The organism is Mycobacterium triplex, from assembly GCF_000689255.1.
Lineage (GTDB): Bacteria > Actinomycetota > Actinomycetes > Mycobacteriales > Mycobacteriaceae > Mycobacterium > Mycobacterium triplex.
This window is the reverse complement of sequence record NZ_HG964446.1, coordinates 2,261,565-2,283,780: the sequence shown is the minus strand read 5'-3', so window position 1 is coordinate 2,283,780 and position 22,216 is coordinate 2,261,565. Positions and strand designations below refer to the sequence as shown.

Here is a 22,216-nt window from a genome sequence, read left to right as displayed (position 1 = left end):
GGGAAGTCAGCAGTGTTTTCCGGATCCGTGATCCGCAAGCTCGCGCACAGCGAAGAAGTGTTCGCGGCCAATGAGACCTTTTTCGGGCTGAAGATTCACATCGCCGGTGACGTCGATATCGACGCTATGGCAGATGCTTTCGACGCGCTGCTACAGATGCACCCCATCTGGGCCGGTCACCTCGAGCAGGCCGACGACGGCCGGCATCAGATCGTCGCCGAGGACGTCATGCACCCGGGGCTGTGGGTCGTCGACGAGAACACGCCGGAGGCCGTGATCTCTAACATGCGCCTGGATCAGAGCCAATCCCTGCTGAATCTTCGGTTGCAAATCGGCAGCGGGCAAAGCGAACTGACACTGTTCGCCCACCACTCGCTGGCCGACGGACACCATGTCTTCGGCCTGTTCGAAGAGCTGCTGTCGCGCTACACCAACGTGGTGGAAACCGGCGATCCGGGACCGGTGTCCCCGCAGCCCGCACCGGAGTCGCTGGAGACGCTGCTCGAACAACGCGGCGTGGACAAGCAGGAGCGGTCGGGGCTGGAACGGCTGTTCCCGGCGGCGTTCGCCTACGACCTGCCGGCCGTCGAGAAGCCGCCCATCGTGTCGAATTCCGATCTCATGCAACACATTCCGGTGGCCCGCATCCGCTTGACCGAGCAGGAGACCGCGGACCTGGTGGAGTTGGGGCGTGCCAATCGGCTCAGCCTGAACTCCCTGGTGGCCGCCGCGCTGCTGCTGGCCGAATGGGAACTCCGCAACACCCCGCACATTCCGATTCCCTACTTCTATCCGGTAGACCTGCGCTATCACCTGACGCCGCCGGTCGGTGCGACCGAGGGCACCATGCCGCTGGGGCTGGCGAGCTACCTTGCCGAAATCACGCCCGATACCGATCTGGTCGGCCTGGCCGGCGACATCGTCGACGCGTTTCGCGCCGACCTGTCCGAAGGCCTGATCCAGCAGTCCTCGCTGCACTTCAGCCTGAACTACGAAGGCAGCCTGCCCGGGCTGCCCCCGTTCGTGATGTGCACGGACGTCGGCTCGATTCCCGGCGTGCGCACTCCTGCGAGCATCGAGATCGACGACGTCGGCGCCGAATTCCACTTCGCCGCGAATGCGCCGGTCGATCTCTACGTTTGCTGGACCTTCGCCGGCCGACTGTACATCGAGCGCCACTCCAACCTGCCCGGCCACGAGGAGTCCCTGAAGCAAGTCCATGCTCTGTTGTGCGCTGCCCCCGCCGAGGACAGCTGGATCATGGAGTGAACGCCGAGCGCGAGTTCGACATCGTCTTGTACGGCGCCACCGGGTTTTCCGGCAAACTGACCGCCGAGTACCTCGCGCGGGCCGCAGCCCGGACGCGGATCGCGCTGGCCGGCCGGTCCGGCGAACGCCTGCTGGCGGTGCGGCAGACCCTGGGCCCGGCCGCACGACAATGGCCGGTGATCGTCGCCGACGCGTCGCGGCCGTCGACGCTGAGCGAGATGGCCGCCCGCACCCGGGTGGTGCTGACGACCGTCGGCCCCTACGCGCGCTACGGCCTGCCGCTGGTGGCCGCCTGTGCCGCCGCCGGAACGGACTATGCCGACCTGACCGGCGAGTTGATGTTCGCCCGCAACGCGATCGACCAATCCCACAAACAGGCGATCGACACCGGCGCCCGCATCGTGTTGTCGTGCGGATTCGATTCCATCCCTTCGGATCTCAACGCCTACCAGCTCTACCGCCGGGTCGCCGGAGACGGCACCGGGGAGCTCACCGACACGACCCTGGTGTTGCGTTCCTTCTCGCAGTTCGGGGCCTCCGGCGGCACCGTGGCATCGCTGCTGGGAACGATGCGCACGGCGGCCGGCGACCCGGAAGCCCGCCGGCTAATCGACGACCCTTACACGCTGACCACCGACCGCGCGGCCGAACCGGAACTCGGACCGCAACCGGACTTTGCCCGGCGTCGCGGGCGCGACATCGCTGCGGAGCTGGCCGGCTTCTGGGCCGGCGGGTTCGTGCTGGCCCCACACAACGCGCGAATCGTGCGGCGCAGCAACGCCTTACAGGGCTGGGCGTATGGCCGCGGGTTCCGCTACTCCGAGGCGATGAGTCTGGGCAAGTCGGTCGCGGCACCGATCGCGTCGACGGCGATCAGCGGCGCGCTGGCCGGCGTTTCCGACCTGGGCAACAAACACTTCAATCGACTGCCCCCGCGGCTGGTGGAGCGCATCACCTCGAAGCCGGGCAGCGGGCCGAGCGCGACCCGACGGGCGCGCGGCTACTACACCGTCGAGACCTACACGACCACGACGGCCGGCGCCCGCTATCTGGCCACGTTCGCCCAGCACTGCGACGCGTATCAGGGAACGGCGGTGTTGCTCGGCCAATGCGGTCTGGCGCTCGCCCACGACCGCGAGCTGCTGACCGGGTTGCGCGGGGTGCTCACTCCCGCCGCGGCGATGGGCGACGCACTGCTCGCGCGGCTGCCGGCCGCCGGGGTAACGATGACGACGACCCGGTTGGCCTGAAAACCCTTCGCCTAGCCCGGTATTCCCGCCTCCGCCACCAGCGTCTGGGCCAGGTGGACGCTCAACGCATGCGCGGTGTTGTGGGTGGCGATGGCCTTGGGAGTGACGCGGACACCGATCTCGGCTTCGATGCGGGTCCGCAACTCCAGATTGCCCAGTGAGTCCAGTCCGTGTTCGACGAACGGCCGGTCCGGATCGACGGTGCGGCGCAGGATCAGGCCGGTCTGCTCCGTGATCAGACGCCGAAGCCGAGTGGGCCATTCGTCCTGCGGTAGCGAGCGAAGCTCGGTGCGCAGCGTGGTTTCACCGACGTGGTGCTGTCCCGCGTGCCGGAAGGCTTCCGCGAACGGGCTGCGGGCGACCAACTCGGCCAACCACGACATCCCCGTCGTCGGGACGTAGCCCGTGTAGCCGCGGTTGTGGCGCAGCAGTTCGGTGAAGGCGTAGGCGCCTTCGTCGGGAGCGATCATCGTGGTGCGGCCGCCCTCTGCCAGGTGCGTCGCGCGCCCGACCTCGCCCCATGGCCCCCACGCGATGGCGAGCGACGGCAGGCCCTGGCTGCGCCGCCACCACGTGAACGCATCGACCCAGCTGTTGGCCGCCGCGTAGGCGCCCTGCCCGGCCGTGCCCAGCAACGCCGCCGCGGAGGAGAAACAGCAGAACCAGTCCAGCGGTTGGCCGGCCGCCGCGTGGTGCAGGTTCCACGCGCCGTAAACCTTTGGCGCCCAGTCACGATCGACCACGTCGTCGGTGATGTTGGCCAACGTGGCGTCCACCACCACCGCCGCGGCATGCAACACCCCGCGCAGCGGAAGCCCGGTGGCGGTGGCCGCGGCCACCACCCGGGCCGCGGTGTCGGCCTCGGCCATGTTGCCGGACTCCACGACGACGTCGACCCCGCCGGCACGCATCCGTTCAACGGCCTGCCGGGCCTTGGCAGTCGGGTTGGCCCTGGCGGTGAGCACGATGCGGCCGCAGCCGGCCTTGCTCATCTCGGTGGCCAAAAACAGCCCGAGGCCGCCGAGGCCGCCGGTGATGATGTAGGCGCCGTCGCTGCGGAACACGCCGGCCCGCTCGGGGGGTACCAGCACGGTGCTCTGCCCCTCGCGCGGGATGGACAGCACGAGCTTGCCGTTGTGCTCGGCCGCACCCATCACCCGAATCGCCGTGGCCGCCTGGTCAAGTGGGTAGGCGGTGTGCTCGAGCGGCGGTAACTCGCCGTCTCCGACGAGCCGGTACACCGTGCGCAGCAGGTCACCGACTTGCTGGGGGTGGCTGGCGGCCATCAGCGCGAGGTCGAGGTAGTGGAACGTCAGGTTGCGGCGGAAGGGGTACTGGCCCAGGCGGGTATCGCCATAGACATCGCGCTTGCCGATCTCGACGAATCGTCCACCGATCGCCAGCAGTTCGAAGCCGGCACGCTGAGCGGCCCCGGTCACCGAGTTGAGCACCACGTCGACGCCGTAGCCGTCGGTGTCGCGACGGATCTCCTCGGCGAATTCGATGCTGCGCGAATCGTAGACGTGTTCGATGCCCATGTCGTGCAGCAGCGCGCGCCGCGCCGCGCTGCCCGCGGTGGCGAAGATCTCCGCCCCGACCATCCGGGCTATCGCGATGGCGGCGCGCCCGACCCCGCCGGTTGCCGAGTGGATCAGCACGCGTTCGCCGGGTTTGATCCTGGCCATCTCCTGCAGGCCGTACCAGGCGGTGGCATAGGCGGTCGTGGCCGCGGCGGCCTGCTCGGCGTCCAGGCCGGGCGGAAGCGTCACGGCGAGTTTGGCGTCGCAGGTGACAAACGTTGCCCAACAGCCGTTTTCGGATACGCCGCCGACACGGTCGCCGACCTGGTGGTCGGTGACGTCCGGCCCGACCGCGGTCACCACGCCCGCGAAATCCATACCCAGCCGCGGTTGACGCCCGTCGACGCTGGGGAATCGGCCCATCGCGATCAGCACATCGGCGAAGTTGAGGCTGGAGGCGGTGACCGCGACCTCGATCTGACCCGGCCCCGGTGAGGTGCGTTCGAACGCAACGGGTTCCAGGCCTTCCAGGTCACCGGGTGTACGGATCTCCAGGCGCATGCCGTCGAGCTGGTGGTTCGCGACGGCGGTGTGCCGCTCGTCGGGGCGTAACGGGGCCGACCGCAGCCGCGCGGTGTACCACTGCCCGTCGCGCCAGGCGGTTTCGTCTTCGTCCGAGCCGGCCAGCAGCTGGCGCGCCAACTGCGCGGCGTCGGTATTCTCATCCAGGTCGATCTGAGTCGCCCGCAGCTCGGCGTCTTCGGCCGCGATCACCCGCATCAGCCCGCGCAGCCCCGCCTGGTCCAGGTTGGGCAGGTCATCGCTCAAAACGGTCTGGGCGTTGCGGGTCACCACGTACAGGCGTGGCGGCTGGTCGGAGCTTTCGTCCAGCGTGCGGGCGATTCGCACCAGACGTCGCACCTGCTCGCAGCCGCGGGTCGGGGACTGCTCATCGAAGCCGGCCGGCGGCCCGGCCAGCACCACCACACCGGTGACGTCGTCGATCGGCGCGTCGAGCTGGGCAGCGATTTCACATTGCGCGCCTTCGGTTTTCAGCGCCGCGGCGAGCTGGGCGGCCAGCGGGTCGTCGCCGTCGGTCAGCACCAGCCACGTCCCGGAGTCGACGCTGTCGACCGGAGGCAGATCGCGCGGTTCCCACTCGATCGTCAACAGCCGCTCGGCCAGCACCCGTTGGCGCGCACCGCTTTCGGAAACATCGCTGCCCACTCGCAGCCCGCGCACGATCAGCAGCACGGTCCCGTTCTCGTCGAACACGTCGAGATCGGCTTCCATCCCGGTTTGGTTCGCCTCGGTCACCCGGCTCAGGCAGTAGCGAGCGCCCTGCAGCGACCCGTAACTGCGCAGCCGGCGGACCCCCAGCGGCAGCAGCAGACCGCCGTCGGCGATATCGTGCGCATGCGCCGCGACCGACTGGAAGCAGGCGTCGAGCAGCGCGGGATGAACGCGAAAAGCATTGTGTTCAAGCTGCTTCAGTGGTTCGACCTCGGCCAGCACGGTGCCGCCGGCGACATTTCCGGTGCGCGCGGCCGCCAGGCCCGCGAAGGCGGGGCCGAACCGGACTCCGCGGTTGTCGAACCACTCCCGCAGCTGCGTGCCGTCCACCCGGTTCGGATGCGCGGCGAGCAGGGCGGCGACATCGTGGATGGGTGGTTGGCCCAGCTCGTCGATGGCCTGCAGGGTCGCGGCGGCTCGCCGCGTGTACTCCCCCTCCTCATCGGTTTGCACCTCGAAGGAGACGACACCGGGCGCCTGCACCGACGCGACGGCGCTCAACGCCGTCTGCCCATCGAGTAGCAGCATCCGTTCGAATCGGATGTCGCGGACCTCCGACGCGGCACCGAGCGTCGTGCCGGCCGCGGCCAGGGCCATTTCGCAGTAGGCGGCTCCGGGCAGCGCCGGCACCGCGTACACCTGGTGGTCGGCGAGCCATGGCTGGGCCGTGGTGCCGACTTCGCCCTGCCAGGCGTGACGCTCGGGCTCCTCGGGCAGCCGCACGTGCGCGCCCAACAGGGGATGCACCGAGACGGTGCTGCCGCCGGCCGCCTCGCCGTCCCGGGCCATCGGCCGCGCGCGATGCTCGCCGCCGCCGATCCAGTGGTGGGTGTGGTGCCAAGGCGCGGACGGCAGCGCCGGGTGCGGTTCGGGCGGATGCGGGGTTTGCGGCGGGTGCCCCCGGTGGCTTGCGTTGAGGTTGGTGTGGAACGTGAGCGTGTCGTCGGCGTCGCGCGCCAGGGTGCTGACAATCCGGTGGTCACCGCTGCCGAGCGTGTCGCTGATGGCGTGGGCGAGCAACGGGTGTGGGCTGATTTCGATGAACGTGCCGTGGTCGGCGCCGGCGGTGGCGATCGCTTGGCTGAACCGAACGGGGTTGCGCAGGTTGGCCGCCCAGTGGTCGGCGTCGAACACCGGCGCGTCGTCGTCGGGGCCGCTGGTCGTGCTGATCAACCGGATGGCCGGCGCATCCGGGTCCAAATCGGCTAGCTCGAGACACAATTCGGGCAGGATCGGCTCGATGATGCGGTGATGAGAGGCCACGTCGACCTCGATGCGCCGGGCGAGCCGATCGGCGTCGGCCACGACCGCGACCACGGCGTCGACCTGATCGGGCGGGCCCGCGATCACCGTCTGGCCCGGCGAGGCATACACCGCGACGCTCACCTGCGGGTAATCGACCAACAGCGCCTCGGTGGCCGCGGCGTCGAACTCCACCAGCGCCATCGCCCCCTGCCCCGACAGCCGCGACATCAACCGCGACCGGGTGCAGATCACGCGCAACCCGTCGGTGACGCTCAGCGCGCCGGCCACCACCGCCGCGGTGACCTCGCCCATCGAATGCCCGATCACCGCGTCGGGCTCGACGCCATAGGAACGCCACAGCGAGGTCAGCGCCAGCTGCACGCCCACCAGCAGCGGCTGGATCCGGTCGATGCCGGTGACGGGCTGCCCCTCGGCCAGTACCTGCCGCAGTGAAAACCCGGCCTGCGCAACGAATATCGGCTCCAGCTCGGCGACGGCCGCGGCGAACACCGGCTCGTCGGCCAACAGTTGCCGGCCCATTCCCGTCCACTGCGAGCCCTGCCCGGAGTACACGAACACCGTGCCGGGCCGCGATGGTAACTGGTCCGGTGCCACCACGCCGTCGGCCGGGGTGCGCTCCGCCAACGCCCGCAGTCCGGCGATCGCATGCTTGCGATCGCGCGCACATACGGTGCCGAACACGGCATGCCTGCTGCGGTGGTGATTGAGTGTGTGCGCGACGTCGGGCAATGCCACGTCCGCGCCGTCGCCGTCCATCCAGTCGGCCAGCGCCGACGCCAGCGAGCTCACCCGCGCGTCCGTCTTGCCCGATACCACCAGGGTGCTCACCGGCGGGTCTGGTTGGCGGGCAACGAGCTTCATGTCGGGGGCTTGTTCGACGACCACGTGGGCATTGGTGCCGCCGAAGCCGAACGACGACACCCCCGCCCGCCGCGGCAGCCCGGTATCCGGCCAATCTGTGGGCTCGGCAACGACTTTCAGGCGCATCTCGTCGAACGGAATGTGCGGATTAGGGGTGTGGTAGTTCAGGTTCGGAGGGATATGCCCGCGATGGACCGCCAGCACCGCTTTGATGAGGCCGGCGATCCCCGCCGCCCCTTCCAGATGACCCATGTTCGACTTGACGGCGCCGATCAACAGCGGACCGTCCGCGGGGCGTCCGCGACCCAGCACCGTGCCCAGGGCACGCGCCTCGATGGGATCGCCCAACAGCGTTCCGGTTCCGTGGGTCTCGACATAGTCGACCTGATGGGGCGCAACGCCCGCGTTGGCGCACGCCGCGCGCAGCACCGCCATCTGCGCGGCCGGGTTGGGCGCCATCAGACCGTTGGATCGGCCATCCTGATTGACCGCCGATCCGCGCAGCACCGCCAGCACGCGATCCCCGTCGCGCACCGCGTCGCTGACGCGCTTGAGGATCACCGCGCCGCAGCCTTCGCCGCGGACAAAGCCATCCGCATCCGCGTCGAAGGACTTGCACGCACCCGTCGGCGACAACGCTTCGGCCCCGTCGAAGCTGCGGAAGATGGCCGGCGACAACAGCAGGTTCACCCCGGCGGCGATGGCCAGATCGCAATCGCCGGAACGCAGGCTCTGAGATGCCATGTGCACGGCCACAAGTGACGACGAACAGGCGGTGTCCACCGACACGGACGGACCGCGAAGATCCAGGAAGTAGGACAGCCGATTGGCGATGATGCTCAGCGCGCCGCCGATGTTGCTCCACGCGTCGACGCGGCGCAGATCCGTCCCGGCCAGATAGCCGTAGTCGGTCGCGCACGCCCCGGCGAAAACCCCGGTCTGCGAACGGCGCAGCGTTTCCGCGGGAATCCCGGCATGCTCCAACGCTTCCCAGGCCACCTCCAGCAACAACCGCTGCTGTGGGTCCATTGCGGTGGCTTCGTGCGGGGAGATCTCGAAGAATTCGGCATCGAAACCATCGACGTCGGTCAGCACCGAAGCCCACCGGGTGGTGCCGGCCAACGCCGTCGCGATCTCCGGCGATCCGTCGTCGAACGGCAACCATCGCTCGGCGGGCACCTCGGCTACCGACGACCGACCCTCACACAAGAACCGCCAGTACGCGTCCGGCCCCGAAATATCCCCGGGGAAGCGACATCCCAACCCGATCACCGCGATCGGTTCGTCGGCCCAACCACGCTCCGCCGAGTCCGCTTGCGCCTCGGACTCCGACTCCGGCGTGGTCAGAAACTGCACCAATTCGTTGATCGTGGGGTGCTGCCAAAAATCCAGCGGCGACACCGCCCGGCCGACGAGCGTCGCCAACTCCCCGGAGAGCACGACCGCATCGCGCGACCCGACTCCCAAGTCGTTGAACGCCACATCGAGGCCGACATCTTCGCGGTCACAACCGATCTCGGTGACGAGATAGTCGATCAACCAGCGTTGGAGCCCCCCGGCCGCATCGGGACCGGCCGATGTCACGCCGAGACGTCCAAACGCTCGAACTCCTCGAGCCGATAGGACTCGACACACGTCGAGCGGCGCACCTTGCCACTGGTGGTCAGCGGAAGCGAACCCGGCGCCACCAGAACGAGATCGGCGATGCGGACACCGTGCGCGCTGGATATCGCGGCGGCGACGTCGCGCCTGATCGAGCGGAGTTTCTGCTGAGCATCCTCGTCGGAGCCGGGCCGGTTCTTGACCTCGGCGATGGCGACAAGCTGCTCGGTGGTGTCGTTGGCAACCGAAATCGCCGCCACCCGGCCCTTGGTGATCTGCCCGATCGTCGATTCGATGTCGTCCGGGTAGTGATTGCGTCCGTCCACGATCAGCAGGTCCTTGAGGCGGCCCATGATGAACAGTTCGCCATCGGAGATGAATCCCAAGTCGCCGGTCCTCAGCCAGGGCCCCTCGGGTGTGCCCGCGGACGGATTGGTCAGGCGGGCACCGAAGGTGCGCTTGCTCCGCTCCGGATTGCGCCAGTAGCCGTTGCCGATGTTGTCACCGTGTGCCCAGATTTCGCCGATCACACCGGGTGCGGTCTCGGTCTTGGTGTCGGGGTTGACGATTCGCACCAACGGTGACTTCATGGCGCCGTAGCTGATCAGGTCGCTGCCGCCTTGCTCCTCGGTGCATGGCGTGGCCAGGCCGCCCGACAACTGCTCGTATTGGAAGCGCACGGATTTGGGCGCCTGCCCCGTCTTCGCGCTGGCGACGTACAGCGTCGCCTCGGCGAGGCCGTAGGACGGCCGGATGGCGGTCTCGGGCAGGCCGTACCGGGAGAAGCGCTCCATGAACCGGGTGATCGATGCCTTCTGCACCCGTTCACTGCCGTTGGCCAGTCCCACCACGTCGCTGAGGTCGAGCCCGGCCATGTCGTCGTCCGAAATCCTGCGCACCGCCAGATCGAACGCGAAGTTGGGCCCTCCCGAGAACGGCCGGGGATTGCTCGCGAGCAGCCTCATCCAGCGGGCCGGCTCGATCAGAAAAGCGATCGGGCTGGTCAACACCGCGGGACGGGCCCACACGGTGGGGAAACAGATCCCCTGGATGAGCCCCATGTCGTGATAGAAGGGCAGCCACGACACCAGCGTTTCCGGCGGCCCGGAAATGTCGAACAGGCCCGACTCGAGCTGCCGGCAGTTGGCGACCACGTTCTCGTGCGTGATCACGACACCGGCCGGTTGGCCCGTCGACCCCGACGTGTACTGCAGATACGCTTCCTTTGGATGCGAGTATTCCGCCGAATTGAATTCACCGGTCGAATAAAAGTCGAGTGAATCGATTTCAATGACCGTCGGGGCGGCCGCACCGCCGTGGGATTCCGCGTATTTGACGACTCCGTCAACGGCAGCAGAGGTCGTGATAATCGCCGTCGGGGTGCAATCCTGCAGTGCCGACGATATGCGGCTGTCGTGGGCGCCGAATTGTGGGACCGACAGCGGAACCGCGATGAAGCCCGCTTGTAATGCCCCGAGAAAACCGACGACGTAGTCCAGGCTCTGCGGCGCCAGTATCGCCACCCGATCGCCGGTCGTCCCGCAGCGCCGCAGCTCCGCGGCGACCGTCAACGCGCGGCGGTGAAGCTGCGACCAGGTCAAGCTTTCGGCGAAGCCTTTCGGATCCACGTCGTAGTCGATGAATGTGAATGCCGTGTCATCGGGCTGCCGGCGAGCGTTTGCGCTCAGCGCTGCAGGAATGGAGGACTCGAGAACGGACATAACGCTACCTTCCGATTTCTTTCAAAATATTGGTGCGCATCACGTCCCCCACGGGATGCCGCAGCCGGTTTTCTCGCAGCACCACCCCATGCCACTAACCGATACGAACTTCTATCTTGTCAGCACCACCCTGGATGAGAAAACTTCAAAGGTGAGACGGGAATCGTCGGCTCCACCCTTTGTTCGACGAAGTGTACCGCCGCGCGGTTCAGCGCCGATCCCGTCTGTTCGCGCCTCTCGGGGGCCGGATGTATCACCCGCCGGGCGGCGAGCTGACACCGGCGAGCACCCGCGGTCATCACCACCTCCACGGCCAGGAACCTACCCGTTCCGCCGCGGCCACGTTGGCGAATCGGAGATCTCGCTGACCAGCCAATATCGCCGGGAGACCGGCACGCCGGTCCCATAAACAAAGGCGCCCTCGGAACATCGAACGCCCGGGCGGAATCGGCGCGCATACGCGAAGATCAACGCAGACGAGAGAAAGCGGGCCCCATGACAGGCAAGGCGCTGGCCGCAATCGAGCACGCCCTGGCGCTGGCCGGGTCGATGACCTGGGAAATCTTGTGGGCGCTGATCCTGGGCTTCGTCCTGTCGGCGGTGGTGCAGGCGGTGGTGCGGCGCTCGACGATCGTGGCTTTGCTGGGCGACGACCGGCCGCGCACCCTGGCGCTGGCGGCCGGGCTGGGGGCGGCGTCCTCGTCGTGCTCGTACGCCGCGGTCGCCCTGGCCCGATCGTTGTTCCGCAAGGGCGCCCACTTCACCGCGGCCATGGCATTCGAGATCGGCTCCACCAACCTCGTGGTCGAGCTGGGCATCATCTTGGCGCTGCTGATGGGCTGGCAGTTCACCGCCGCGGAATTCGTCGGCGGCCCGCTGATGATCGTCATCCTGGCCGTGCTGTTCCGGCTGTTCGTCCGATCCCGCCTCGTCGACGCCGCGCGCGAGCAGGCCGACCGGGGAGTCGCCGGCTCGATGGAGGGCCACGCCGCGATGGACATGTCCATCAAACGGGACGGTTCGTTTACGCAGCGGCTGCTTTCCGCCGAGGGCTTCACCTCGGTGTCGCACGTGTTCGTGATGGAATGGCTGGCGATCCTGCGGGACCTGGTGCTCGGGCTGTTGATCGCCGGTGCCATCGCGGCGTGGGTGCCCGAAACCTTCTGGCGAGGTTTCTTTTTGGCTGACGACCCCGGCTGGGCGGCACTGTGGGGGCCGATCGTGGGTCCCGTCGTGGCGATTGTGTCCTTCGTCTGCTCGATCGGCAACGTCCCGTTGGCCGCGGTGCTGTGGAATGGGGGCATCAGCTTCGGCGGCGTGATCGCCTTCATCTACGCCGACCTGTTGATCCTGCCGATCTTGAACATCTACCGGAGGTATTACGGCACCCGGATGATGCTGACGCTGCTCGCCACCTTCTACGCCTCGATGGTCGCCGCCGGCTACCTCGTCGAATTCCTTTTCGGCACAACGAACCTCATCCCGGCCGAGCGCAATGCCACGGTCATGGAAGCGTCGATCTCGTGGAACTACACCACCTGGCTCAACATCGTCTTTCTCGTGGTCGCGGTGGTCCTGATCGTCCGATTCGTCACGTCCGGAGGAATGCCGATGATCCGCATGATGGGCGGCTCACCGGAGGCGACAGACGGCCACCACCGTCACTGACGCAGCGAGGATGTCGCTCGCGCCGCCCTCCACTGATCGGTGCCGATCATGTCGCGCCAGTTCATCGGCAGCGCGTCCAGGGCATCCTCGATGCACGCCCATATCGACTCCAGGGGCGACGCACCCGGGGCGGCAGCCGCAATCCGGTTCTCCACGGCCTGATTCGGCGGGTTCGGCGCATCGCCGAACGGGGCGAGGTCGTTGATGGCATCGATGACGAGCCGGCGCCGGTAGGCGTACGGCGAGGCGCTCAACTCTTCGGGCATGACCGGCCGGCCGAAGATATAGTCTTGCGCGGCATGGCGATACGGCACCTCGAGCTTGTGACCCACCGGATCCTGCGGTAAGCCTCCGGCGAAGTACACCGGCACGATCGGCAGCGACATCTCGATTGCCATGTCCAGCAACGTGGACGTGAGCCTTTCGACGCGCTGGCCGGAGTGGACGTGCCGAGTTCCGTCGGCGTGCACCATCGTGGACACCCCGCGGGCGTCGACGTCCCTCTTGATTTGTTTCACCAGGTGCAGGAACTGCTGCGGGTTTTGTTGATCGAAGTACCGGATGGTGTGCAGTTCCCGGCCCGCGACGGCGTCGAGAAGCCGCAAAAGCTCACCAATCCACCGGGTTTCATGCTTGGCATGAGCGATCGGCACGACCTGTGTGCCGGTCAGCCACGACGCGATCGTGGTGCCCAGCAGCGATTCGATCTGTACCTGGTGGTTGCCCAACAACAGGACCGGGCGGCCCTTGATCGCTGTCATCGCCGGCGGGTCCGCGACGATGACATGTCGGACATAGCGCGAAAGCAGAGCGCCATGAAGGACATCGCCGAACCCGTCCTGCTGCATCCCGAGCTGGGCGGCCCACCAGTCGCGCACCGGTCGCCAGTCCGTCTGCAACGATGCGCTGGCACGCCAGACCCGCTGACGTGGTTGCTCGATCTCGATCCGGATGCGTTCCAGCGGCAACGACGGGCAGCTCACCTGCCCGTCGACGACCTGAACCCGCGCGGGGTGTATCGCGTTGTGGGCGGCATCGGCAACCGCTTCTTTGGCCGCGATGTCGACGAGCAACGAATCCCCTTGGCTGTCGGTGCAATACACCGCATGCAAGGTGCCTTTGAACCAGTCCAGTGTCGCCGCTCGGACGGAATCGAGGGTGACGACGCCGTCACTGAGCCGCTCGCTCAGCGACATCGCGGGCACGGCGCGGCGCTCGGCCAAAAACGCGCGTCGCTGTAAACCCCCGGCTTGGGCGAGCGGGCCCTTGGACAACAGGATTTCAACGAGGCGCAGGTACGCCCACGGCCGGCCCGCCACGCTCAGCCACAGGTCGATGACCGGCATGCGGCCATCGTCGTCGTCGAAACCGACGAAGCGGGATTCCACGTCCACGGTGCCCTCCGTTGGGGCGTCGTCGTAGAAGCGGGCCCAGACGATTCGGCTCGGGAAGGCGACGGTCGGGTCCGCGGCGTCCGAATACGACTCGACGGCACAACTATTCGTGGTCCATACACTCATCGCGGCGTGCGGAACGATGTGCAGCGCGCCGTCGAGGAGTCCCGGCTGCAGCAGGCCCGCCGGAACCTTGCATCGCTCGACGGCAAGCGTCCCGGACGACCCGTTACGGCCTATCCGGGCGCCGTCCATCAGCGTTGCGAACGCGGGCCCGTGGAACACCGCGCTGGTCTCATACGGGCTGGCGAACGGCACCGGGGCGTTCAGCGCGGCGGGAGTCGCCGGTTCTCCGGCGTGCTGGTCCGCGGTGACGATCGTGGCGTGGGCGTGAGTTTCCCAGCGCGACAACGCCGCTTTCGGTGCGTCGCGCCACACCTCGAGCCGGCCCTCGTAACGCCCGGGCGAAGTGGGCTCGACGATCACCCGCAGCTGTTTGGGCGAGTCGACGATGATCCAGCGCACCACCCGCAGATCGGTGACTTCGACCACCTTGGCCGTACCCGCGGCACGGCTCGCCGCCTGCGCGAACAGGTCCAACACCGACATCATCGGAAGGGATGGAATGACATACGTCGGACAGTGATCGGTGATCCAGGTGTCGCTGGCGGGATCGATGGTGGTCTCGACCACCGTGTCCGGGGCCGGTGGCGTCGTCGCCGGCGTGGCGCTCGCGGCCGGCGCCGAGGACCTGCCGACTTCGCGGTGGCCCGGCGGCGCGGTCCGGGTGATGCGCATGCCGAGGTTGGTCGCGGCGTAGATCCGTTTACCGTCCACCCACAGCGAGGCGTCGGCGACGGCCAGAATGCCCGGAACGCCGCCCTCGTCGCGCGCGATGCGGGTGATCTCCAGGTCGGCGGTGATCTGCTTGTTCGTGGGCACGATCTGCCCGCGATAGCGCCAGGTGATCGCGTCGTGCAACGCCACCGGCTCGAAACGTGCCGACGGTCCGGCCTCGGTGCCCAACCCCCGATCGAGCATCGCGAATTGCAGGAGTTGCAGCATCATCTCGATACCCAACGACCCGGGCTGCACCGGGTCCTGGCAGAAGTGGGCCTTGAAGTACCACTCCGCCGGGTCGACGTCCTTGACCGCACGCCAGCGCCCCAGGCCGGCATCGCCGTCGGTGGGCCATCGTCCCGTCACGCGGTCGATCATCAGCAGCATCGGATCCGCCAATCGCGCTCCGGCGCCGAAGAACTCGGGCGGACGCGCGCGCAGGTCGACGGCCGGTGCATCGCATGGGCGCTGCGCGATGGCGCGCTGCTCGGCGGTGACCGGCAACCCCACCTGCTGTTGCAACGCTTCGCGGCCGAAGTATCCGAACACCGTGTCAAAGGTGTAGACGGGCCCGTCGTCCGCGTGGATCTGCCCGTCGAAGGTCACGATGATGGTTCCGCCCGCCGCGGCGATGTTCTTCAGCGACACCTTGGTCCGCAGGGTTCCGGTCGACGGTGTGACCTCGCGGTGCTGTCTGCCCGTCCCGTCGAGGTTGCGGAAGTAGAGGTCCTTCTCGCTGTTCAGCGGGCAGCCGACGTAGCTGGCCAGCCAGCCGCACGGCTGCAGTGCGACCTCCATCAGCACCGCGTTGGGCATCGTCGGCGTTCCGTTCACCGCGAAATACCAGGCGTCGCTGGGGACTTCGTACTCCACGACGACTTCCGCGCCGGCCTGTACGACGCCGATCTCACCGACCAGCTCGGTGACCCTGGACATGAAGTGATAGGGCGGGCCGGGCAGCCTGGCTACCTTGCGATGAGAATCGAACTTCTCGAAGAGCGGGCCAAACGCCAAGGACGGCTTGGCGATAGCGCTGGCAAGCATCGCTTGGTAGTCGAACCGGAAAGCGTCGACTTCGGCGACGGGTTTGGGTTCGAGGTATCCCTCGAGTTCCTTGGCGCCCAGGTCCATCGGCCAGCCGGGCGTAAGCTTCAGGCCCATCCGCCGGCAGTGGAATGACGGCAACCCGTCGACGGTGCAGAGCAGATCGGCGAACAGCGTCGGCTCCGGCCCGGCGAGGACTTCGCGCACGAACACCTCGTAGACCAGTTCGCGTGACTGCGGGGTGACTTGGCCGCGACAGGATAGTTTGTAGGTTTCGAAGGGCACGGGTTCAAAGCGCCAACCATCGCACTCCAGGGTCATGCCGAGTGCGGTCATGTAGATCGCCATGGTCTGCATGGTCGCTTCGAACATCAGCGTGCCGGGCATACACGGGTCGTTCTTGAAATGTCCTGCGAAATACCATTTCTCGGGATCGACATGCGCGACGGCACGCAGATAGCCCCGTCCCCACGGGCCGCCGGACACATCCAGCTGGGTCACCTCGTCGACGAACAGCATGGCGCCGCCGGAGATGCACGGCGTGCGCGTGTGACTGGCCGCGCGTTCGAACCCGGGTCCGAAGGTGCGCCAGATCTCGCCGGCCGCCATCGCCTCCAGCGCGGCGCGCGGCAGCGAGGTCCGCGACGTTTGCGACGGCGTCGGCTCCATCGGCCCGTCGACGGTCTCGTCCTCGGGGCGCCAGAGGATTCCGCCCGATGCCGACAATTCGTCGTCGGAGAAGAATCCGGCTTGGCCGTTGCGCATCGACATCCGCTCGACACCGTCGATCGTGCAGTCGTAGTGAAAGAAGAAGATGCGGATGTCGCCTTGGCGGGCGTGGCCGTCGACGTGGATATCGAACCGCAGGGTGTCGCCGATCTCGGGTAACCCGCCCAGGTAGGTGACTTCGCAGCCCAGCAGGCGGTACACCCGATCGCCCTTGTTGGCGAAGTCGGCGCCCATCCACGAGATGAGCATGAGGTCGGCCTGCCCGGCCTCGATCATGATTCCGGCGGGCATCCGGCCCGCGGCCAGGTACCACGCATCGGCGGTGACATCGGTTTCGGTCCATAGCGTTCCGGTGCCAAGCTTGCCCGGCTCGGCGTCGATGCCCAGCAGGCGATCGGCGAGCAGCAGCGGCGGTTCCGGCATCCGGACCTGTCGAATGTAGTTGTCCTGCACCGTGAACGCCTGGCCGTAAATGTCGGAGATCTTCCCCGACGCGTGCACCCGCAGGCCGGCCTTGTCGAGCGTGAGGCCCACGGGCTCGCGCTTGGCCGTCGGCGCGGGAACGTGCTTGTCGGCGGGCCGAGTCGGTTGCACCGCCCGGCAGGAACCCGCAAGGGGCAGCTTGTCGATCTCCTTCTGGGCCAATGGCTTCGCGGTGGTATTCCCGTTATGGGCGGCGCCGTTGTGGACGCCGCCGCGAGCGGGCGCCGCGCCAGCCTCGGTCTGGTGAGCTACCGCCAGCGGCTCCGGTGGCGTCTGCTCGGACAGGGCCGCGCCCAGCGGCACCCGCGCCAGCGCCTCCCGCGCTTTGGGCAGCGCCGGGGGAACCGGGAGGTGTGTTGCCATTCGCTGCTCCCCTTCATCGGTGATCGGGTGTCCCTCGGTGGCCGGCGCGACCGCATGCTCCGGCAGCCGAACGTCGGGAAGGTGGCCGGGAAAACGCAGCCAGGTCGGCTTGGACGATCCGGTCTCGGCCCGCTGTGCGGTGAGCGCACCGGAGTCATGCTGGCTGGCCGCCGGCGGCACCAGCACGAGGTGCTGCTCCTGGCCGGCCAGCCCGTCGAGCGCGATGACGACTTCCCGCCCGTCCGACACCCACGGGGTGCCATCGGGACGTACGCCGAGAAACCCGTACAGCGCCCCGGCGGCAACGTGCAGCAGTCCGGATGCGGCATGGGCGTGGCCGAGTAGCGGCGAGAGGTTCAACGCGCCGGGTGCGGTGCCCAACCGAAGGCAATCGCCGTGCGGCCGTTGGCCGGCCGACAGCGTGGCGAGGACGGTGTCGCCAGCGCGACGTGCGTCGTCGGCGCGTTTGAGCACCAACACGACGGCGGCATCCCCGGATATCTGCTCGCCGGATCCGAGCAGCGCCCGGGCCGCGGCTTCGTGCACGGGTTCGCAGCTGAGATCGACCGCCCCCACCACGGCCGCGTCTATCTCGCCTCGCCGCAACGCGCGGGCGGCCATCTCGAGTGCCGTGGTGCCGGACAGCTCCTCCCTGGACACCGTGAAACTGGGCCCGCGAAGGTCGAATTGGCTGTTCAGCCGGTTGGCCACGATGTTGGGCATGGCGCCGACCACGCCGGCGGCGGTCCACCCTTGCACGACCGCGTCGCGCGCCGTGGCCAGCAGATCCGGGTCGTCGATCTCGCCGGCCAGCCGCCAACGCACTCCGAGTCGCGTCACCTCGGCGTCGCAGCCCATCCCGATGATGACGCTGGTGGTGTCCGGCGGCAGAGTCTTGATCAGATCACCGACATTCAGGGCCGCGCCGAGGAGGGCGATCTGTTGGGGCAGCGTCTGCTTGAGATCGGCTGGTGGGAAACGTGTCTGAGTGAGGTCGAGGCACACTTCAGACATTCGCGCCCTGACGACGCCGTCGCCGTCGCGGCGTGCAATCGGCTGGTTCTTCACCAGATGCTCTGCTACCGACGGTGTTTCATGACCATCGCCGACGAGCAGGCCCAGCCCCACGATTGCGATTTCAGCGTCGGCCCCGGTGGCGGCGACGGGCCATCGCGATGGGGCGACGGGCCGGCCGGCGGGTTCGACCCATTCTTCGAGCAGCAGGTGGGCGTTGTTGCCGCCGAAGCCGAAGTTGTTGATCGCGGCGCGGCGCGGTCCGACGCAATGCCAGGGTTCGGCTTCGGTGAGCAGACGGAACGGGGAGTCGGCGATGAACGGCAGCGGATCGTCGGCGTGCAGGGTCGGCGGGCGTACCCGCGCACGCATGGCCGCGAGCACCTTGATGGCCCCCGCGGCACCCGACGCCGTGATGGAGTGCCCGAGATTGGATTTCAGCGATCCGATCGGCACGTTCGTCATTCCGGCGAAGATGCGTGCCATGCTCATCAGTTCGGTCAGGTCGCCCCGCGCGGTTCCGGTGGCGTGGCATTCGATCAGCGAGATGTCTTGCGGCTCAAGCTCGGCCATCTCGTAGGCGAGGCGCATCGCGCGTTCTTGACCCTCTTGCGAGGGCACCAACAGACCGCGGCCACGCCCGTCGTTGCTGAGGCCGACCGCCCTGATGACACCGAATATGTTGTTGCCGTCGGCAATTGCGTCATCCAGTCGGCGCAGCACCAGAATCGCCGCACCTTCGGCCGGCACCAGGCCGTCCGCGTCCTGATGGAATGGGCGTGACTGTCCGGAGCGACTCAGCGCCTGCAGCGCGCTGAAGCCGACGTGCAGCAGTAGGTCGCTGGCACCGTTGACGCCGCCCGCCAGCATCACGTCCGCGGTGCGGTCGTGCAGCCGGTCGCAGGCCAGCTTGATGGCATATAACGAGGAGGCGCACGCGGCGTCGAGGGCGGTGGCGCCACCCGTCAGGCCCAGGGCGTTCGAGATCAGATGGGCGGGCAATCCGGACATGAACCGATTGCGCCAGTCGATGTCGTGTTCTGTTCCGCGCCACACCTTTTCGGCCAGGTCTGTCATGGTCTTGGTCGGATAGCTCAAGTTGCCCAGGACGACTCCCGCCGAGCCGGGGACTTCGCCGGCACGCCAGCCCGCGCAGTCAACGGCCTGCCGGGCCGCCTCGACGGCCCACAGGTAGAGCGGGTCGAGACCGCCGAGCGCGTCGGTGTCCAGGAGAAGCCCTTGCGGGGAGAACACCCGGTCGAAGCCGCGCACGTAGCCGCCGCGGTCGGACCAGGTGTGGTCCAGGAAGGCGGAGTGCTTCGGGTCGCGCAGGATGTGTTCGGCCGCTACGCCCCAATAACCGGGCCGCGCCGAGCCGAGCGCGTCGCGGCCCTCACGCACCGTGTCCCACAGCCCGTCGGGACTCAGGCCGCCGGGAAGGACGCAGCCCTGACCGACGATCGCGATGGGTTCAAATTTCAAGACGACTCCGCGGCATTCGGTGCGATCAGCTGCCGTAGGGGTACATCTCAAGCCGCTTGATGCTGGCAACCAATAGGTTGTCCGCGTCGATCAGGTCCAGGTCGCAGACGGCTCGACTGCTTTTGGCTACGCCGTTGGAGAGCACACAGCGCAACCCATCTCCCAGTGCGCCCGCTCGATAGCGCACGATTTCGCCCACCCGCAGCGGCAGCACCTTGGTCCCGAGCTGCTCGAAGCTCCATACCAGTGCCGTTTGCAGGCAGCCGTCGAGCGCGGCCGGATCGGTCGCCCACCCTTCGCCCGGCCAGCCCGCCACTGTCAGCCCGTACAGCGGAGCGGTGGCGGTCGACGCCTGGCAGTCGACGCTCTCGAGGACCTGGAATGCGGGGCCGTGGAAGAGCGCGCCGTTGGTGTAGCAGGTGTCGCGGTTGCGCCGCCGGCCTCCGACGGGCGCGGCCGCGACCGTCGGTGTTGCCGGCGAGCCCGAACCCATGTCGACGGTTGCGGAATAGTAGGCGGTCGATCCGGAAGCGTCGGATAACGTGCACGCCAACCGATGTGGGTGGTCTTCTGATGCCGCGCAACCCACCAGCAAGGCGTCACCGCGTTGGTCGAAGTCGGACAGCGTGACGCCGCGCAGCACTCGAACGTCGGAAATGCGATCCACGCGTTGGCCGGGCCGGCAGGCTTGCGCCATCCGCACGAACCATTCCAGCGCCTGCACGATGGGCAGGACGACGTTGCCCTGGATGCGGTGGTCGATCAGGTACGGCTGACGGGCGGTATGGGCCAGCACCCGCGCGACCCGACCCTCGGCCGGCACCGGATGGGTTGGCACACCGGCCATTACGCCGTCTCCGAGAATCACCTCGGGACTAGCGGTTTGCGCGTCCAGCACGTCGGAGACGAATGCCCGTGCGCCGTCGGCCAGCGGGATCAAGGAGATTCCCCGGGATTCGAACATCGCTTTGAGGCCGGGTGTCACCATCCCGGAATCCCAAGGGCCCCAGCCCAATGCCCGGACCAGGCAGCCGGGACCGCGGCGAGCCTGTTCGGCCAGGGCCACCTTGTTGAGAATCTCATTGGCCATCGCGTAGTCGCTTTGGCCGACGTTGCCGCTGCGCGCGGCCACCGACGAGAACAGGCAGACCAGCTTCAGCGCATCGGTGGCCGTCGCATCGAGGAGCGCACCCAGACCGCCGACCTTTGTCTCGAAGACGCGGTCGTATCCGTCCATGGTCTTCTTGTGCAGGGGCGCATCGGCCAAGACACCGGCTCCGTGGACCAGCCCGGTGATGGGCCCGAAGTCGGCACGCACGCTGTCGAGCAGCGCGCCCAGTTCGGCGGCATCCCGAACGTCGGCCGTGGCGTAACGGACCCGGGATCCGGCCGCGGCCAGGGCCGTGAGCGTCGCGCGCACCTCGCGATCGGCCAGGATGCCCCGTACCTGTTGGTCCAGCTGTTTGGGTGTGAGCTTGAGTCCTTGCGCGGCAGCACTTGTCAGCAAGGCCCGCTTGAGCTCGGCGTCGGTGGTCAGTCCCCGCGCGGCGGGCGGTTCGTCGCCGAGTGCCGTGCGGCCGATCAACACGAAGCTGGCCTGAGTCTGTTCTGCCAGAGCGATCACCGAGGCAGCCGTCACCCCGCGGGCGCCGCCCGACACGACGATGACGTCACGCTGGTCGATGCGGCGGGTGTGCGCGGCGACCGGCGTCGCGTCCGCGACGACTGTGACTCGCCCGTGCGTGCTGCCCAGACCGACTTCCAATTCGGCTCCGCCGGACAATATCTCGTGAGCGATGTGCTCGGCGATGGCCGTCGGGGCCAGCCGTTCGGCCGCAATATCGATGGCCTTGACTTGCGCCTTCGGCCATTCTTGCGCGGCGGTTTTGGCCAGGGCACCGATGCCGGCGGCCCAGGCGCGTGAGCCCGGCTCGCTGAGCAGACCGAAGGTGCCGCCGGTGTCCTGGACGGTGACAAAGACGCCGCCGCGCTCCTCGAACCGGGCGGCGACGCTTTGCGCGTGGGCGAAGACGGTCCGGTTGAGGGCCAGGGTGTCTGCCCGACTGGTTGTCTGCTGCAGGCCGCCGAGGTGAATCACGGCCTCGGCGCTGACGCTGGGCTCGGTCACCGTGGTGACGCCGATACCGTGGGTGCGCAGGATGGCGGCCAGGGCCTCGCCGACGCCGGGCGAAGTCGTGACGATCTCCACGTTGGCGGCGCTGCAGAGGCCTGGCATCGCCATTCCGCTTGCCGGAGCAGCGATTGCGCGCACCGCGTGGCGGGCGATCGCTGCTCCGGCTAACTCAAAAGGGAGGCGGTCACCCGCCATGGTGCCGTCGGAGATGGCCGGCACCGGCGGTGGCGCAGGCATCGGTGGGGCGCCGTTATGCGCGACCGGGGCCCGCAGGGACTGCAGA

The 22,216-nt window shown here is 67.9% G+C and carries 7 protein-coding genes; 3 read left to right on the top strand and 4 right to left on the bottom strand.

All coding sequences use genetic code 11. The annotated features are described in order from the left end of the window. Nucleotides 1-12: 12 nt before the first annotated feature. Both BN973_RS31025 and BN973_RS10660 read left to right on the top strand, forming a co-directional pair. Nucleotides 13-1,269: a phthiocerol/phthiodiolone dimycocerosyl transferase family protein gene (locus tag BN973_RS31025; protein ID WP_036467976.1), complete on the top strand. Its 1,257-nt coding sequence runs from the start codon at nt 13-15 to the stop codon at nt 1,267-1,269. Next, entirely contained in the window at nt 1,266-2,519 is a 1,254-nt protein-coding gene (locus BN973_RS10660) for a saccharopine dehydrogenase family protein (RefSeq protein WP_036467975.1), read from the top strand. Before BN973_RS31025 ends, BN973_RS10660 begins: the two co-directional genes overlap by 4 nt. Nucleotides 2,520-2,530: 11 nt before the next feature. Here the strand turns inward: BN973_RS10660 and pks2 are convergent, their stop codons facing one another. Together pks2 and BN973_RS10650 are read right to left on the bottom strand one after the other, a co-directional pair. Continuing rightward, nucleotides 2,531-9,043: a sulfolipid-1 biosynthesis phthioceranic/hydroxyphthioceranic acid synthase gene (gene pks2 / locus BN973_RS10655; protein WP_198048911.1), complete on the bottom strand. Its 6,513-nt coding sequence runs from the start codon at nt 9,041-9,043 to the stop codon at nt 2,531-2,533. Continuing rightward, on the bottom strand, nt 9,040-10,782 hold the full coding sequence (locus BN973_RS10650; protein ID WP_036467973.1) for an AMP-binding protein: 1,743 nt from the start codon (nt 10,780-10,782) through the stop codon (nt 9,040-9,042). The genes pks2 and BN973_RS10650 overlap by 4 nt, the downstream gene beginning before the upstream one ends. Before the next feature lie 495 nt (nt 10,783-11,277). Here BN973_RS10650 and BN973_RS10645 point away from each other — a divergent pair, with 495 nt between their 5' ends. Then, nucleotides 11,278-12,450 carry a permease gene (locus BN973_RS10645; protein WP_036467972.1) on the top strand — a complete coding sequence of 391 codons (1,173 nt, stop codon included), beginning with the start codon at nt 11,278-11,280 and terminating at the stop codon, nt 12,448-12,450. Here the strand turns inward: BN973_RS10645 and BN973_RS10640 are convergent. Both BN973_RS10640 and BN973_RS10635 read right to left on the bottom strand, forming a co-directional pair. Beyond that, a complete protein-coding gene (locus BN973_RS10640; RefSeq protein ID WP_051641211.1) occupies nt 12,444-19,799 on the bottom strand; it encodes a beta-ketoacyl synthase N-terminal-like domain-containing protein in 7,356 nt (2,451 codons plus the stop codon). The genes BN973_RS10645 and BN973_RS10640 overlap by 7 nt on opposite strands. 25 nt (nt 19,800-19,824) lie before the next feature. Further along, a partial coding sequence (locus tag BN973_RS10635) for an SDR family oxidoreductase (protein WP_232232062.1) occupies nt 19,825-22,216 on the bottom strand: 2,392 nt, incomplete at its 5' end.